Consider the following 14,890-nt stretch of genomic DNA (forward strand, 5'->3'; position numbering starts at 1 on the left):
AACCATCAAGATTTCAAAAATGCTGTTTATATTTCATAGTGCCCTTAACTGGGAAGCAGTGAATTATATTGAGAGTGAGTCTATGTAAAAAATTTAGTTATTAAAATATTTTCAAGTGAACTTTTTTGGAATAAGTACAAGGCGGTTTTCACAATAGATGTGTTCAATAACGTGACCCAAAGCGCTGTGACTTTTATAACCTTGCTAGGGTTATTGATTGCAGCCAATCCATAAATACAGTTAGGCGTTTGGTTGGTTGTCTTCGTGATGAATAGAGTAAAGACACCGGCATTGGCTCGGCTTCAAATTGAGGTAGGACAGAAATTAGTAGGCCTTTCTAATGGGTCACCCATTGGCTGTTTGGAACTTGTATACAAACAACTCTATTAGTCGCTTACTACAACTCGATTTCGGCCTTGCTCTTTAGCTTTGTATAGAGCCGCATCGGCACGTTTAAGCACTTGTTCATAATGACAATCGCCTATTTCATACATGGCAACACCAAAACTAGCCGTAACATAAAGATCATCGATCATCTCTTCTTTTTCAAGTTCTTCACGTAACGTATCGGCAACGCTTTGCGCTTCCAGAGCACTTGTATTTGGTAACAACACGGTAAACTCTTCGCCACCAAAACGAGCAACCATGCCTTTGACACCAACTTGTACAGCAAGTAATTTGGCCATTTTTTGAAGCACGATATCTCCAACAGTGTGGCCATAATTGTCATTCACTCTTTTAAAATGATCCGCATCTACCATAATAACGGCTAACGGATGGTTCGACTCTTGCGCTAAACGATATTCATCAAGCAGGGCTTCGTCTAATGCCAATCGGTTATAGCTATGGGTTAACGGATCTTGTCGAGCGATAGCTTCTAGGGATCGATTACTTGCTTCTAACTCAGCCGTACGAGTACGTACCTTGGTTTCTAACGTAACATTCATTTGCATTAAAGACTGCTCTCTCTCCAACAAGGAAGACATCATTTCCTGTAGTGAACGACTTAAGCTAAGCACCTCACTCAATTGACTGTCATCTTGGAAGGTGGCCTTTCGATTTCCTTGCTGAATACTTTTTGCCGTGAGCGCTAACCGTTCCAATGGGCGACTTAATGTACTAGCAAATTTATAGGCCAGTAACATACAAAGTAAGGTCGCAAACACACCAAAAAAAAGTAGTAATTTATGAACTTCTTTTACTGCTGACATAGCAATAGACAATGGCTGACGTACGACGATTTGCCAACCAAGATTCGTTGATTCTGGAGAGCGTACAGAGACTAAACTGGTCAGGTATTCTTTGTCATCTTGCCAAAGCAAAGATTTAAATTGCCCATCTTTAGGCAGTACTTTTGGTACTTCAATATTGTTAGGAAAATGATTATCTGGATATAAAACACTGTGCTCATTATCGATAATAAAGATATCGATCCCTTTTCTTTTCGAAACGTCAGTCAAGGAAGATAATAAAACCTCTCTAACCCAAGCCCAATCAGCATGAGTGGCAACCACACCTTTCAACTCACCATTTTGACCTATGACAGGAGCAGCAAAATCGACAAAGCGAATTGGCGCACCGTCTTTCGGCTTAGGTAGCAAGCTTTCAAGTAATAACGCCTTATGCACATCACCTACAAAAGGTCCCGATCGACCATGAATAAACCAAGGTCGCTGACTGACATCAGCCCCTTTCAATACGCCATTACTTGATGCTAATACCGCACCTTCAACATCAGCGAAACCAATCCAAGCGTAGTCTTTATAGGAGCTTTTAATTTGATCAATAGCATACTGCAAAGCGCTCAAATCTTGATTTTCATACAAAGAGGATCGCGTGCTAAGCAAAAGAACTTCTCGCTCACGCTCCATGAGATTAGCCGACAGCATATTTGAAATAGATTGACTTAGATTTACTAGCGATTCACCGCTAGCATTTGAAAGACGAGTAGAAGTAAGTTGGTAAAAAGAGGTAATTAGCACAAAACTTAGAGAAAGCAGCAGTCCTCCAGATAATAAAGTAATGCGCTTTCGAAAAGTATCAAAGCCTCCGAACATAAAATGCTTAGCCTATTTATCCGTGTAAAAAGTAAGTATTAGGCTAAGTATAGTAACAGCCTGCGTATTATCATGACTTTGCTCATTGATTCTCATCAGCTTTGATCACTTTATTTATCATTTTATAGAGCTGTTTTTAAATTAGCTTAACTGATCATCATCAGTCAATTTATTTAACTGCTTTCGTATCGATTCTCCTATCATTTCATGCCAGTTTTCCTGTACTAGCTGGCTTATAATTATGGAAATTAAAGGGTGACCCCGTTTGGTTTTTAAGCGTAGTTTGCCATGTTGCTTAGTGAAGACAGCGGCTGGATTACGGGACAGCGTATTGAAGCGTCTGGCGGTATGTTTCTTTAATTTTCCGCTAATCTTGGTGCTCTGCCGAATTATTTTTATAAGGATTTAGAGCCCTCTGCGTGAGGGCTTTCATCGCTACTATGAAGCTCTTAATATATTGTCAGAATTAGTTAAACTCGAGCAGTGTTTACTGGCTCAGACTTGCTTTGACAGTTCAAGTTAAGACTTATTCACATAAATTACAGTGGCTTTTTTTTAATCTGAATTTTGCTTTCGCTTTTTGCATTAACCCAGCTCTATTATTACAGGCTGGGCAGAAGGTAATTAAGGAAAGGTAATTTCAACTGTTGAGGCTTTATTCAATAGTGGTAATAAGGATTTTTCGCGTCTTAAGTCCTTTAACTCACGTTCTAATTGGCGTTGCTGTGTATTTAACTCTTTACGCTGCGTTTGCGTGATGTTATTGCTGTTTAATTGCTGATTAGTTTCAGAGAGTTGTTGTTTTAGCTCGGTTATACGGTTATCAATTTCTATACGACGTTGTTGGATTTGATAACGGTCGTTACCTTCTTCCCACGCTTTTCGAAATGCACGGCTGTTACATACACCGTTATACGAGACTCCACGCATAGCAAGAGTAAAGCCGTTTTCAGGTTGACAATACACCGCTAAACCACTTTCGTAGCTACTTTTAAATTGTGCTATGTTTGGGGTAATATTGTAATCGTTACACGTCGCGATCTTTGTTATGCCATCGGCATAATCACCACCGTTTACGCCGTGTTCATAACCTAAACTTTGCCAATTAGCGACTTTACACTCATCTTGACTTAACGTTGTGCAGCCATTTAGTAGTGCTATACAACTTAATATAAATAAACGATTTGGCATAAACTTCCTGTTCTGTATCGGATTTACTGACATTTTAAATGATCTTTAGCATCGACATTTTTGTTTTGCCGATGCCTTATCTTACTTGCGATCGCTATAAAAAATACACATTTAAATATGTTATAGACTAATTTTATGTAACAAATCTAGTCGATACAAATTAAAAAGTTGTACCCACAGATAATCCAAGTTGCCATGAGTCGACCGCTTGGTAATTACCAAGGGGTTTACTTAAATCGATATGTACGACGTTGTCATTACTAGAGCGCGATGAGAACAGACGAATACCTAAACCAACACTACTAAGCGTACTATCAGTGATATTAGGTGTTTGCACTTTGCCAGAGGCACGCCCAACATCGACAAAGCCCACAAAACCTACATCGGCAATTTGATATAAATTTATGTTTGGATATATACGTATCTCTGCGCTAGCTTGTATACTTTGTGTGCCATGTTGGTAGCTTTGTGGAAAGCCGCGCATACCTTCTTCACCACCTACAGCAAGTGGTTGTTCAGCGAATTCGGTATTTTGCCACTGTGCATTTATATGACTATATAAGGCAAATAAAGGGGAGAGACGCAGGTTAACTTGCCCTTTAGAAAATAAAGCGACACGATCTTCAAGTTCAGTACCAATTTTGGCATTTAAGCCGCCGCTAAATCTAAACAGGGTGGATGAATCGCTCGCCCAGGCTTTGTCGATCCCCGTTTCAACAATAAAGCCTTCACCGGGATTAATTATATCAGCACCAAATTTGGCGTTTAATTCCCAGCCAAGGTTAATATCTTCGCTGTGATTGATAAGGTCGATGTCTTGAAGTACGGTAAAATCATCTTGTATCCAGTGAACGCCAAGCCAAGGTGTTGCAATGGTAAAGTTATTTAAGTTAGCGGGAAGCGGTGTGTTGGCAACTTGATCATAGCGGGTGTCTTGATAATCAATCCCCGTAAGCCAATGCGTTGTTGCGCTGCTGTCTTGTGACCATACGCCACCTACTGCAAGCTGCCCTTGTGTATCATCAGAAAAAAACTCAGAGCGAGTTTCGCCATTTTGATATATAGAGGTTTTTTGTTGTTGTGTTTTAGCATAATAACGTCTTAGAGCATCACTACTTCGTTGATAAAAAGGTTGTTGATAGTCAAACATAAAAACTTGTCCATCGTCATAGTCATCGGCTTGTAAGCTCAATGTCGCATGCGGTTGCCACGGCACAGGCATTTGCAGCATGGTATGATAACCGCTGCGTTCGTGATCTGTTTTATATTTTACTGATGCGCGTATGCCATAGCCTAAAAAGTTTTCTTCTTTAAAACCAATGCTGAACTTGTTATTGCCGCTGCTGCGACCAAAGTCAATGGTTGGTAATAAACTCCAGGTGTCCCATGTTTCAACAATTACGGCTTGGTCATTGTTGTCATTACAGTTTGGCGTTGTGCTGATCTTTGCGTCGCGAATATATTTTTTCTTACGCAGGATACGCTCAGCTTCTCTTAATTGCGTGTCATCGACTTGTTCGCCCAACTGAAATGGTAACTGCTCATGAATAACTGCTTTACGAGTATCAATATGTAACCAATTAATAAAGCGATGTAAGGCTGTGGTTTCAGGTGAATGCGGATCAAAAATTGGATTGTTTTTGATAATTATTTCACCAAGCGGTGCATTTGGTTCAATGGTCGCAGGCTGGGGCTCAATAGCATTACAACTCGATATGGACTCGAGTGAGTTAGCAGTCTCTGCATTGCTACAGCAGCAGTAAAATAAACAACTAGTTAAGATGATGCGTTTCATAAGTGCCTGAGTTTAATGACTGCGTTGAACATAAGCATATTCAGCGTAGTGTGGTAGTAATTTAAACTCAGCATAGAAGGCAATACTTAAGGAAAGCTTAACTTAAACTGAAAGTTTGACTAATTAAACATCGAAACTAAAGCGGTTTTTTACTGCGAGGAGCGCCTAGTACAATCGCTATTTGGCAGACACATATCGACAAAAATCCACTTATGCCTAAAGCTCCGCCAAAGCTACTCAGGTAAGGCACTAAATTATCAAACAAAATCGAAAAAATAACACTGGCAGAAAACAGCGTGTAAATACCAAAGCGCTTTGGTGCGCTCATGCCTATAAATGTGCCACCAAAAAAAATGCTGCTATATAGCTCTGCGTTGAACTCGGTGGCAAGTAAAATAAGGTAAGCGATAATAGCTAAAATTGCTGACGCTCTAATCGCATCTAGACGGTTATGCTTAGCTAAATAAAAGGTCAAAAACGCGCCAAGTAAAGCAAGTGTTACCGATGATAAACTCATGCCGCAAGCCCTTTAGCTAATACAAACAAAGCAACACTAATAAAGGCGATACTTCCTAATTTACCACCAAAGCCAGTAAACACTTTAGTCGTCAGTACGTATAAAATAGCCCCAATCAATGAAATAATTGCTAATTCCCAATAGGTATTAATCAACCCCTGAGAGCACATTCCAGCAAAACTACCAGCATAAACAGCTGCGTAAGGATGATTTGCATACTGTTTTGGAAAAGGAATAAAGCTGCCAATAAGTCCGGTTAGGCAAGATGCAATAACCGCAGGCACTGCAAATTGTGTATGAAGGGTAAAACAAGCAACACATCCACTAAAAAAAGCGATGTATTTTAGGAGAAAAAATTTAGTCATAGAGTCGGTGACTTTTCTTAACTGAAGTACTTAATACTGAGTGAAGTTAGTGCTAGCTTATTATGCTTGGCACTAACCATTATGCAATTAATCAAGGTGCAATTAAACTAGATATAATTAAACAAGATATAATTAAACAAGGTGTTGCTCAAAAAATGCTAAGGTTCGTTGCCATGCAAGTTCTGCATTCGGTTTATCGTAACGGCCCGTTGAGTCATTATGAAAACCGTGATTGGCATCTTTATACATATACATTTTATAATCTACATTGAGACTTTTTAAATCGCGCTCATAGTCAGGCCATGTTGCATTTACGCGCTCATCAAGCTCGGCTAATTGGATCATTAACGGGGCTTTAATATTTTTGCGCAGAGCTTCGTTGGCGGGCGTGCCGTAAAATGGTACTCCGGCGCTTAATAATGATGAATCAACCGCAGCGAGGTAATTGACAATATAACCGCCAAAACAAAATCCAACGGCACCAAGTTTACCATTACTGAGTGGGTGTGATTTTAAATAGTGGGCTGCGGCAACAAAATCATTTTGAATTTTCTCTTTATCCATTGAGCTTTGCATGGCTCGCCCTTCGTCATCATTACCCGGATAACCACCTAGCGGAAATAGCGCATCGGGTGCAAAAGCGACAAAACCCGCTTTGGCTAAACGACGGGCCACATCTTTTACATAGGGGTTTAAGCCTCGGTTTTCATGCACCACTAAGACTACCGGGCGCTTGCCCTTTAATTGTGTTGGCACTACTAAATAACCTTGTCCTTTGTTATGACCATTGGGAGAATCAAAACTTTGGTAAGTTGCTTTAATTGATTCATCATTAAACGAAACTTGTTCGGCTAAGGCATAATTTGGTAATAACGCTGAAGTGAGCACTGTCATTGAATAACCAATGGCGACTAAGCCACCAAGTTTTTTCATAAACGTGCGTCTATCCATTTTGCCATGAGCGTATTCATCGTACCAATCAAAGGCTTCTTGAGGAATGTGATCTGAATGTGGGTTATTCATTGCAGTGCCTATATGTTATTGATTTAAGATTTAATAACATAGCTGAGAGAACTCAAAATGTATATTGCTGTATGCTTAATATACTTAGCTAACTTCTTCACCGGCATGTTTTGCGGCTAATTCATCAAGTTCTGCGCAAGTGTAATCAAACCCCGCGCCATCGAATTGATAATTTACTTTAACGTCAAAACCACCATTAAGAAGTTTTGTTTTTACCCGGGCGACAGGCCAATGCTTTAATTCGTTTAAAAAACGATTAGCGATTTGACCAGATTGGAAGCGATAGCGTATTTCTGAATTCATATAAAGTAAGTATAATTTGGGCTGTTAACTTCGCAGTTTGTGGATTTAGCCGATTTAGTCAAGTTTTTTGTTCTTTAACATGCTTGATAAGTTCAATTGTGCGCTTATTAGCATTGGTTTTCGTCTGCTTTTGCTTTAACGTAAGGGTCTGTCAGATAAAATAGTTTGCGAGAAGATTACAAGGTATGCCTAAGTACGGTATAAGAGTGTCATGAAAACGCCAAAACAGATTTTACCGTTAATAGAAGACGGTATCGTTGATGAAGTCATCAGCCAATTAATGAGTGGAAAAGAAGCCTCGGTTTATGTGGTTCGCTGTGGCGAGCATATTCGCTGTGCGAAAGTGTACAAAGATGTACAACACCGAAGTTTTAAACAAGCAGTAAAATACCAAGAAGGACGTAAAGTAAGGAATAGCCGCCGCGGTCGTGCGATGGAAAAAGGCTCTAAGTTTGGTCGTAAAGAACAAGAAAACGTGTGGCAAAATGCGGAAGTAGATGCGCTTTTCACGCTTTCTCGGGTTGGCGTAAAAGTACCACAACCTCATGGTTGTTACGATGGTGTACTGATCATGGATTTAGTCACCGATAATGATGGTGATGTTGCGCCGCGTTTAAATGATGTGAGTTTAACTGCTGAGCAGGCAATTGAAGATCACGCTACTATGGTTCATTACATTCGCTTAATGCTATGTGCGGGTATTGTGCATGGTGATTTGTCTGAATTTAATGTGTTAGTAGATAGCTACGGTCCGGTAGTGATTGATTTACCGCAGGCAGTAAATGCGGCGGCGAATAACAATGCGCAAGAAATGTTTTTACGTGATGTACGCAATATGCGCTTGTATTACGGGCAGTACGCACCAGAAATACTCGATACGCGTTTTGGTGAAGAAATGTGGGCTTTGTATCAAGCGGGTGAATTAACAGCAGAAACTGTTCTTTACGGTGAGGTTGCAGATAACCACGCTGAGGCTGATGTTGATTCAGTGCTTGATGAAATCAAAGCTGCATTTGAGCAAATGCAAGAAAACCAAGAGCGAATAAAAGCAGCACAAGCACCTGAAGACGACTAAAGTTTATTAGCTTCATTATCGATTTTAAAGATGCGCGCTAACAGCATTAAATTCTGTTAGACTGCGCAGCCTTTAGCTACTCGCGGTGAGTTGCTTTAAATGACAGTTAGGAACGCAGGTGTCAAAATTTTTCTATCGTGGTAAGCCCGATATTATGGGTAAAAATAATCAAGGTACTTATCAGCCTAAACCGAAAGTAAAACCTGGTAGCGAAGAAAATCCGCTCGTTTTACAGGTGCAAAGCGCTGCACGTGAGCTTGAAATAAACGCTATTTTGATAGCTAATGATTTATTTGCAGATATTCGTGTTGATAGTACGCTTGCTGAAGATATTACTCCTTTAGATATTGTACTTAATAAACCTGTTACTCAAGTTTTTGAAAAAACACCACAACGTAATGATCCATGTTCGTGTGGCAGTAATAAAAAATACAAAAAATGCTGTGGTTAAAATACCTTGTTTAGGTGTGTAAACTCAGGTTGGTGCTGGTGTTAGGAACTTAAAAAATCAGCTCCAGTGATATAAAACGGCAGTTGTATTTAAAAGCTATATATTCATTAGCTTGTGATAGCGTTATTTAATATAGCGCTCACTTAATCAGCGAAACGTGTATGAAATACAGTGATAATAAACTTCAACAACAAACGGCAAAAAACACCTTACAACCCGTGTTTTCAGCTGTATTTGTAGTTACTCTGTTTTTAATAGTTACCTCGTATATTTATTTCTATCCTGAATTAGATAACAGTATTTTTTTTAATGGTGTACTTACCGACGCAATTAACCTATTAATTGTGGTGGCTATTTTTATCATTGTCCAAAGGGCCAACTTATCAGTTTTTGCTTATGTTAATTTAAGCATCGGTTTATTATTGTGGTCAGCGGGTTTAACCTTTGATCTACTTGATGAAGTGCTGATCCAGCCTTTGTTTATTGGTATTTATGTTGAGGATGTTTTACGTACTGCAGGCATGTTGTTTACTTGTTATGGTTTAAAGCTAACTATAGGCGATTTAACAAGTGTGCAGCAGCAGTTATCAAAAGAGCTGATCACTGATTACTTAACCCAAATAGCGAACCGCCAATTCTTTTATCAATATATGCAAAAAAATCAATCAGCCCCGTATACAATTTTGCTTATTGATATCGATTTTTTTAAAGTGATTAATGATCAGTTTGGTCACGATAGGGGGGATCAAGTACTGATCGAATTATCATCTTTATATGCCAAAGCTTTACCGAATAATAGTGTCTTTGCACGTTTAGGTGGTGAAGAGTTTGCAATATACCTGCCCGGTGATAACCGACCAAAAGCCTGCGATTTAAGTGAGCAATTACTATCACTTGCACATACCATTGAACTTGCTGCTAATCGAACGGTAAGTGTAAGTATTGGTGTGTCATTTAAGGCCCCAGAAGAAGCGTTTAATGAGGTAGTTAAACGTGCTGATCAAGCCTTGTACAAAGCGAAAAATAGCGGCCGTAGCCAATATTACATTGCTTAATCCCTAAGCGATTGATTACAGTAAAATTTACAATTTTAATTGGGGGTTTTTACACTATCAGTTAAATTTATTTGCCTGTTCCTGTTAAATTTTATTAAAAAATGCTTATAAAACAATGTACTTATTAATTATGCAAGGCTGGTATTGAGCTTGCAATATGCTTATAAATATAACTTATAAGCACTACCAAGGTGATACTATGGCTGTTATGCAGCGCTTAAAGCAAAAAACACGACAATTTATTGATTCAAAGCATATGTTAACCAGCATAACGGCGGCTTCATTTTTAGAGTCAACGATAGTTCCTATCCCTCTTGAAGCAGTATTGGTGCCGTTGATGCAAGCGCGGCGTGAAAAGCTTTGGCTGATAGCCTTAATGGCGACTTTAGGCTGTATTATTGGGGCTTTGTTTGGTTACGCGCTTGGCTATTACTTGTTTGATGCGGTTGGCGATTGGGTGATCAATACCTTTTCAAATCCAGAGCAGTTTGAACACGTAGAACAACAAATGCAGCAGCAAGGTTTTTGGTTTGTAATAATGTTGGGGATAGTGCCAATCCCTTTTCAAATAGCTATGCTCGCAGCGGGTGCGACCAAATATTCATTAATAATGTTTTTAATTGCGACGACTATTGCCCGTTCAATTCGGTATTTTGGTCTGGCGCTGGTGGTGTATTATGCTGGCAATCAAGCAGAGCGAATTATCACAAAACATAAAACCAAAGCAATGCTTGGTTTGACTGTGTTGGTGTTAGTTATTTGGTGGTTAACAACGGTAATATAGCCGCCAAGTGACGGCTATATTTGTTTAGTTTACTTAACATCGCCATGGATAAGTGAATGTACTTGGCGCCAATCCACCAGTTTAAAATTTTGTGGTTGCTGTGGCATACGATTGTAGCCATCTTGCACTATTAATACGCCAAGAGGGTAGCCAGGCAGCGGTTTGGCTGTAACGGTTAAGCCATCGGTTTCTGACACGCCATCAATACCGTTATTTAAGTTTGCAAGAATATTAAACTTACTGACAAACTCAAGGGTAGGGTGATGCTCACTTTTGTTTATACGATACACGACATAACTATCGTCACCTTGGCTAGATACCACTAATAAGCGCTCGTCTTTACCATGATAAATCTCCATACCTTCTACATCATCAACCAGCATGTTATCAACTGATTGCAGTAATATCGGCTGTTGTTTTGTATCAGGTTCAGCATTAATAAACCAAATACCAGCGTCTTCTTCACCGGCAAAAAGTTCCCCATTTTTATCATCACTACTACAACCTTCCGGTTGGCTCGGTAAAGTAAATTCGCGCACCAGTTTGCCTGATACCTGTTGCTGTTGGCTGGTTATTTTATATTGCTGATATAACCCTGATTTATCATTCACAAATACATAGTCACCTGATTTCGATGAATACATGCATAAGCCATAAATCTCACTCAAATTGGTAGCCACGCTACCTAAGTGGTGTACGCTGTTTTGTATGTCGACAGTGAACAAACTAATGCTATTTTCACTGCGGTTACTGGCTGCAATTAGAGTGTGAGTTGGGTTGTTGATATTACTACTTTGACGAACGTCAACATTGTTAACTCTACCTACGTCAAGGCTTTGAATTTGCTCTCCAGCTAAGTTATAGATCATCAGTCCGCGACGTTTATCGGTGCCAATGATCAAGCTTTTAGCGGCGTCGGTTGGATGCACCCAGATGGCTGGATCGTCTGCGGCATCACCAAATGCTGCAACTGGTGTCGTTTGCACGTTTGCATACACATGTGCTGTTTTTGCAGTGGTGGTGTTGGTTTTTGTCGTACTGGTGATTGGGTCTAAAATTAACTGGCTGCTGCGGTACGCGCCACTTTCATCGTCATACATAATGGCTTGAGCAGTAGTGGCGTTATTATCAATTACCACAGAACCAATACTGAGATCTCCAGAGACACGCCACTTTTGTTGTATACCTTGCTCTGGATTATATCGGTATAGGGTGTTATTGCTGCTGCTAGTAAACCAGAGGCTGCCATCAGTGCTGGTGGTTAATGCGCCAATACCGCTGGCCAGTTCACCAAAGGGAGCAACCATGGTAAGAGGTTGTTTACTCGCTGAAGATTCTGCATTGGCGTTCATTTGCCAAATGCCAAGTTCTTCTTCACTGATAAATAATTGTTGGCTTACATCATTAACCGCACAACCCGCAGCTTCATTTACACCGGCAAATTCTCGGACCGCAATGTTAGTGGTTTGCTCTGTGGCAAAGTTATAAATTAAGGTTTCGCGCATTAAGCCGCGAACATCAGCAACAAAAGCAGAAATACTCCCCGTATTGTGATTGTTAAATAGGCAGACCGCTTCAGGTTTTGCTTGCGGTGCAACAATCGGTGTGTGCTCCGTTAGCTGCCAGTTGCCGTTACTTTTAGTTAGGGTGAAAACGGCAACCAGATCACGTTCATTATCAATACTGGTCACTAAAAAGCGATTATCGCCAATAGTACGCACTGACAGAGTTTCAAAGTTACCCGCGTTAAGTACTTCGCTATGTTGTTTATTTTGCTCTACTACAATTAAGCCTTGGCTTTCACTGGCTAGTAACCATGCATCATCAAAAAGCCAAGCAGCTTGCGATCCTTGAGCATTATTTTGTTGCCAAAATGGTGTGCTGTTAAGCTTTAGTGTAGTTTGGCTTGGTTGAGTGGAATTAACATCTTGGCTGCTGCAAGCGCCTAATGTTGCTGTGAGTGTTAATATGCTCAGTGCATAAGCAAGTGGTTTAAGTGTTGGCACGAGTAAAGTCCTAAGTTAGCCATGTATGCGATGCAAGCTAAATAACTTTTATGACAAAACCGTGACAAAAGAAAGACTTCTGCAGTGAGAGTAAAGCTATTTAGGTTTCCTTTCATTCAATGCTTTTTATTTTATCTATCTGTTTTTATTGGTTTTAATTTTTAATTGTTAGTTTTAAAATGACCCATTAGGGCATCGCTTTCATGCTGAGCTGATGTGACCCTAAGCATGATATAGCGGTTATTTTTCTGTGATGGTGGTGTGTATTTCTGTTTTCATTTGCGCTAATGCTTGCAGCACGGAACGTTGCCAAATAGCTTTAAATGCCTTACTAAATAAATATAAGAAGAGCAAAGGCATGATAAATAATTTGATGATTAGTAACGACACTAAGTTTAAAAATTCAATAAATAAGCCCTCTAAAGAATTAGCCATATCTGTAATGCCAGTGGTAACGGTATCAACGACTTTGCTAATTAAATTGCCAGAATTACCTGCTAGTTGGTCGTTATAATCATGCAGCTGTTGTTGCAGTTGAGCTTTCTGTTGATATAACGCGGCGAACTGATTGTTGATAGATGCTTGTTGTTGCTTTAACTCGCGTTGTTTTTGCAGTAATTGTTTAGCCTCGGGAAGCTCTGTTAAGGTGAGTTTTTCGGCTAAACTGCGGGTCGTTTGAATGGCGTCAATTTGCTTATTTAATTGCTCAAGCTGCTGTTGGTTATCTGTAATAATTGCTTTTAATTGTTGTTGCTGAACGGCAATAAGTTCGAGTTCATCGAGAGTTGTTTGCTTGTCACTGTTAATTTTTGCGCTCAGTTGTGCTGATAGTGTGGAGGTTGCATTAGCCTGTACGCTAAGTGTGTCAACGGTCTTTTCAACATATTGATTTTGATAATTAATTTCTTCATCTAGAAAGGCTTGGCTGGCAAGCCCAGTTGCAAGTACTACAAATGGAATTAAAAACCGCACTAAAATCAGGCTAGCGAGTAACTTACCTTTAAGCTGTTTTAAATACCCAAAATAATCACAGACTAAATAACTAATGACGCTGGCGGTAAACAAGGTGCTAAAAAATACCCCTGATGAAATAGTAAATAAAATCCGCTGGATAAACAGTGAGCCTAATGATATGCGCATCGCATCGGCAATGTATTCGGCTAAATCGTTCACCGGATCAAGCAATTGTGCAGGCGCTATGCTGGCTATACCAATACCGACTTCAGCCGACTGCAATAAAGAAATAATGCCGTTAACACTGCGCGCAGAAGCATAAACTAATGATGACTGCACTAAGGTTTGGTCAAGAAAATCCATGACATAGCTGTTAAATTGCTCTGACCAGCAAAGTATAATAAGAATAATTAAAGCAATGTATTTAGCTGTACATACTGAACGGCTCCGCATTTTTATCCTTTAAAAATTAGCTATTTAGTTCATTTTTATTAATGGTAACAATTCGTTGTGGGAATGGAATTTCAATATCCGCACCTTGAATCGCACTATATACACCACCGTTTACGGCCAGCTTGGTTTCAATTATTTTCGTCGTCGGCACCCAGTAGCGGTAACTAATAGTTACTCCACTTTCAGCAAACCGTTCAATGCCAACTTGTGATAGCGGTTCATTTGCGACTAACTCATGGTCTTTCAATACGTTTTCTATAAGCTCTATAGCATGCTCAGCACTGGCATTATAGGCAATATCAATTTCACCTTTGACCAATGAATAATTAAATGAGTTATGCAGTATTTCGCCAACGATGTGTTTGTTAGGAATAGTAATTTCGACTTTTTCTTCATTGATCAAAATGGTGTAACCTAGCTCAATGGTTTTTACTTGGCCGCTGACATTTTTAACTTCAATCGTGTCACCAACGATAAAGGGGCGGGTGGCAATAATAGCCAAGCCTGCGCCATAATTTGATAACATCCCTTGCAATGCTAAACCAGCACCAAGAGAAGCTGCACCAATTGCAGCGACAAAAGGTGTGACACTTATGCCAATTTTACCTAGCGCAATAATAATGAACATAACGATAAACAATACTTTCACTACATTACTGACAAAATTAGTGAGAGTAATATCAATATTATTACGCGCCATTAAAGCGGCAATCATCTTAGATATTTTTTGTGCCACCCACAAACCAAAAATCAAGATCAACAATGCGCCAACTAATTGCATGCTGTACTTAACGAGGTACTCACTGATCATGGTGTAGTATTTTTCAACTTGTTGGATTTCTGTACTGATCATCTATTATC

The 14,890-nt window shown here is 39.6% G+C and carries 14 protein-coding genes; 4 read left to right on the plus strand and 10 right to left on the minus strand.

The features are described 5' to 3' along the window. Positions 1-386: 386 nt before the first annotated feature. The 7 genes from PVK79_RS05085 to PVK79_RS05115 form a co-directional block, all read right to left on the minus strand. Complete coding sequence (locus PVK79_RS05085; protein ID WP_274804054.1) at positions 387-2,057, minus strand: GGDEF domain-containing protein; 1,671 nt, start codon at positions 2,055-2,057, stop codon at positions 387-389. Positions 2,058-2,681: 624 nt separating this feature from the next. Continuing rightward, positions 2,682-3,248 carry a DUF2799 domain-containing protein gene (locus PVK79_RS05090; protein WP_257325432.1) on the minus strand — a complete coding sequence of 189 codons (567 nt, stop codon included), beginning with the start codon at positions 3,246-3,248 and terminating at the stop codon, positions 2,682-2,684. 160 nt (positions 3,249-3,408) lie between these two features. Then, positions 3,409-5,043 (minus strand): BamA/TamA family outer membrane protein, encoded by a 1,635-nt coding sequence (locus tag PVK79_RS05095; protein ID WP_257325433.1) that lies wholly within the window; start codon positions 5,041-5,043, stop codon positions 3,409-3,411. 136 nt (positions 5,044-5,179) lie between these two features. Then, complete coding sequence (locus PVK79_RS05100) at positions 5,180-5,560, minus strand: hypothetical protein (RefSeq protein ID WP_182731860.1); 381 nt, start codon at positions 5,558-5,560, stop codon at positions 5,180-5,182. Next, positions 5,557-5,925, minus strand: coding sequence for a hypothetical protein (locus tag PVK79_RS05105; RefSeq protein WP_179959150.1), 369 nt, complete (start codon positions 5,923-5,925; stop codon positions 5,557-5,559). The genes PVK79_RS05100 and PVK79_RS05105 overlap by 4 nt, the downstream gene beginning before the upstream one ends. Before the next feature lie 132 nt (positions 5,926-6,057). Then, on the minus strand, positions 6,058-6,948 hold the full coding sequence (locus PVK79_RS05110; protein ID WP_257325434.1) for a dienelactone hydrolase family protein: 891 nt from the start codon (positions 6,946-6,948) through the stop codon (positions 6,058-6,060). Between the two features lie 84 nt (positions 6,949-7,032). After that, positions 7,033-7,251: a hypothetical protein gene (locus PVK79_RS05115; RefSeq protein WP_145237669.1), complete on the minus strand. Its 219-nt coding sequence runs from the start codon at positions 7,249-7,251 to the stop codon at positions 7,033-7,035. 211 nt (positions 7,252-7,462) lie between these two features. Between PVK79_RS05115 and PVK79_RS05120 the strand changes: the two genes are divergently transcribed. The 4 genes from PVK79_RS05120 (at position 7,463) to PVK79_RS05135 (ending at position 10,616) form a co-directional block, all read left to right on the plus strand. Next, positions 7,463-8,326, plus strand: a complete 864-nt coding sequence (locus PVK79_RS05120) for a PA4780 family RIO1-like protein kinase (RefSeq protein ID WP_145237666.1) — start codon at positions 7,463-7,465, stop codon at positions 8,324-8,326. 118 nt (positions 8,327-8,444) lie between these two features. Continuing rightward, complete coding sequence (locus PVK79_RS05125) at positions 8,445-8,777, plus strand: PBPRA1643 family SWIM/SEC-C metal-binding motif protein (protein WP_145237663.1); 333 nt, start codon at positions 8,445-8,447, stop codon at positions 8,775-8,777. A 161-nt stretch (positions 8,778-8,938) separates the two neighbouring features. Next, positions 8,939-9,832, plus strand: a complete 894-nt coding sequence (locus PVK79_RS05130; protein ID WP_257325435.1) for a GGDEF domain-containing protein — start codon at positions 8,939-8,941, stop codon at positions 9,830-9,832. 199 nt (positions 9,833-10,031) lie between these two features. Continuing rightward, complete coding sequence (locus PVK79_RS05135; protein ID WP_145237660.1) at positions 10,032-10,616, plus strand: YqaA family protein; 585 nt, start codon at positions 10,032-10,034, stop codon at positions 10,614-10,616. A 29-nt stretch (positions 10,617-10,645) separates the two neighbouring features. Here the strand turns inward: PVK79_RS05135 and PVK79_RS05140 are convergent, their stop codons facing one another. From PVK79_RS05140 to PVK79_RS05150, 3 genes are all read right to left on the minus strand, one after another. Continuing rightward, on the minus strand, positions 10,646-12,622 hold the full coding sequence (locus tag PVK79_RS05140) for a phytase (protein WP_257325436.1): 1,977 nt from the start codon (positions 12,620-12,622) through the stop codon (positions 10,646-10,648). Between the two features lie 240 nt (positions 12,623-12,862). After that, the gene (locus tag PVK79_RS05145) at positions 12,863-14,029 is read right to left on the minus strand and encodes a DUF3450 domain-containing protein (protein WP_145237652.1); all 1,167 of its coding nucleotides are present in this window, start codon (positions 14,027-14,029) and stop codon (positions 12,863-12,865) included. 16 nt (positions 14,030-14,045) lie between these two features. After that, entirely contained in the window at positions 14,046-14,882 is an 837-nt protein-coding gene (locus PVK79_RS05150; RefSeq protein WP_182734488.1) for a mechanosensitive ion channel family protein, read from the minus strand. Positions 14,883-14,890: the final 8 nt, after the last annotated feature.

The sequence above is a fragment of the Pseudoalteromonas rhizosphaerae genome, from assembly GCF_028885455.1.
Classification (GTDB): domain Bacteria; phylum Pseudomonadota; class Gammaproteobacteria; order Enterobacterales; family Alteromonadaceae; genus Pseudoalteromonas; species Pseudoalteromonas rhizosphaerae.

Bases quoted from the DNA above. Each gene is read 5' to 3' on its own strand.
- PVK79_RS05085 (WP_274804054.1), bottom strand. From the start codon at position 2,057: ATGTTCGGAGGCTTTGATACTTTTCGAAAGCGCATTACTTTATTATCT.
- PVK79_RS05090 (WP_257325432.1), bottom strand. From the start codon at position 3,248: ATGCCAAATCGTTTATTTATATTAAGTTGTATAGCACTACTAAATGGC.
- PVK79_RS05095 (WP_257325433.1), bottom strand. From the start codon at position 5,043: ATGAAACGCATCATCTTAACTAGTTGTTTATTTTACTGCTGCTGTAGC.
- PVK79_RS05100 (WP_182731860.1), bottom strand. From the start codon at position 5,560: ATGAGTTTATCATCGGTAACACTTGCTTTACTTGGCGCGTTTTTGACC.
- PVK79_RS05105 (WP_179959150.1), bottom strand. From the start codon at position 5,925: ATGACTAAATTTTTTCTCCTAAAATACATCGCTTTTTTTAGTGGATGT.
- PVK79_RS05110 (WP_257325434.1), bottom strand. From the start codon at position 6,948: ATGAATAACCCACATTCAGATCACATTCCTCAAGAAGCCTTTGATTGG.
- PVK79_RS05115 (WP_145237669.1), bottom strand. From the start codon at position 7,251: ATGAATTCAGAAATACGCTATCGCTTCCAATCTGGTCAAATCGCTAAT.
- PVK79_RS05120 (WP_145237666.1), top strand. From the start codon at position 7,463: ATGAAAACGCCAAAACAGATTTTACCGTTAATAGAAGACGGTATCGTT.
- PVK79_RS05130 (WP_257325435.1), top strand. From the start codon at position 8,939: ATGAAATACAGTGATAATAAACTTCAACAACAAACGGCAAAAAACACC.
- PVK79_RS05135 (WP_145237660.1), top strand. From the start codon at position 10,032: ATGGCTGTTATGCAGCGCTTAAAGCAAAAAACACGACAATTTATTGAT.
- PVK79_RS05145 (WP_145237652.1), bottom strand. From the start codon at position 14,029: ATGCGGAGCCGTTCAGTATGTACAGCTAAATACATTGCTTTAATTATT.
- PVK79_RS05150 (WP_182734488.1), bottom strand. From the start codon at position 14,882: ATGATCAGTACAGAAATCCAACAAGTTGAAAAATACTACACCATGATC.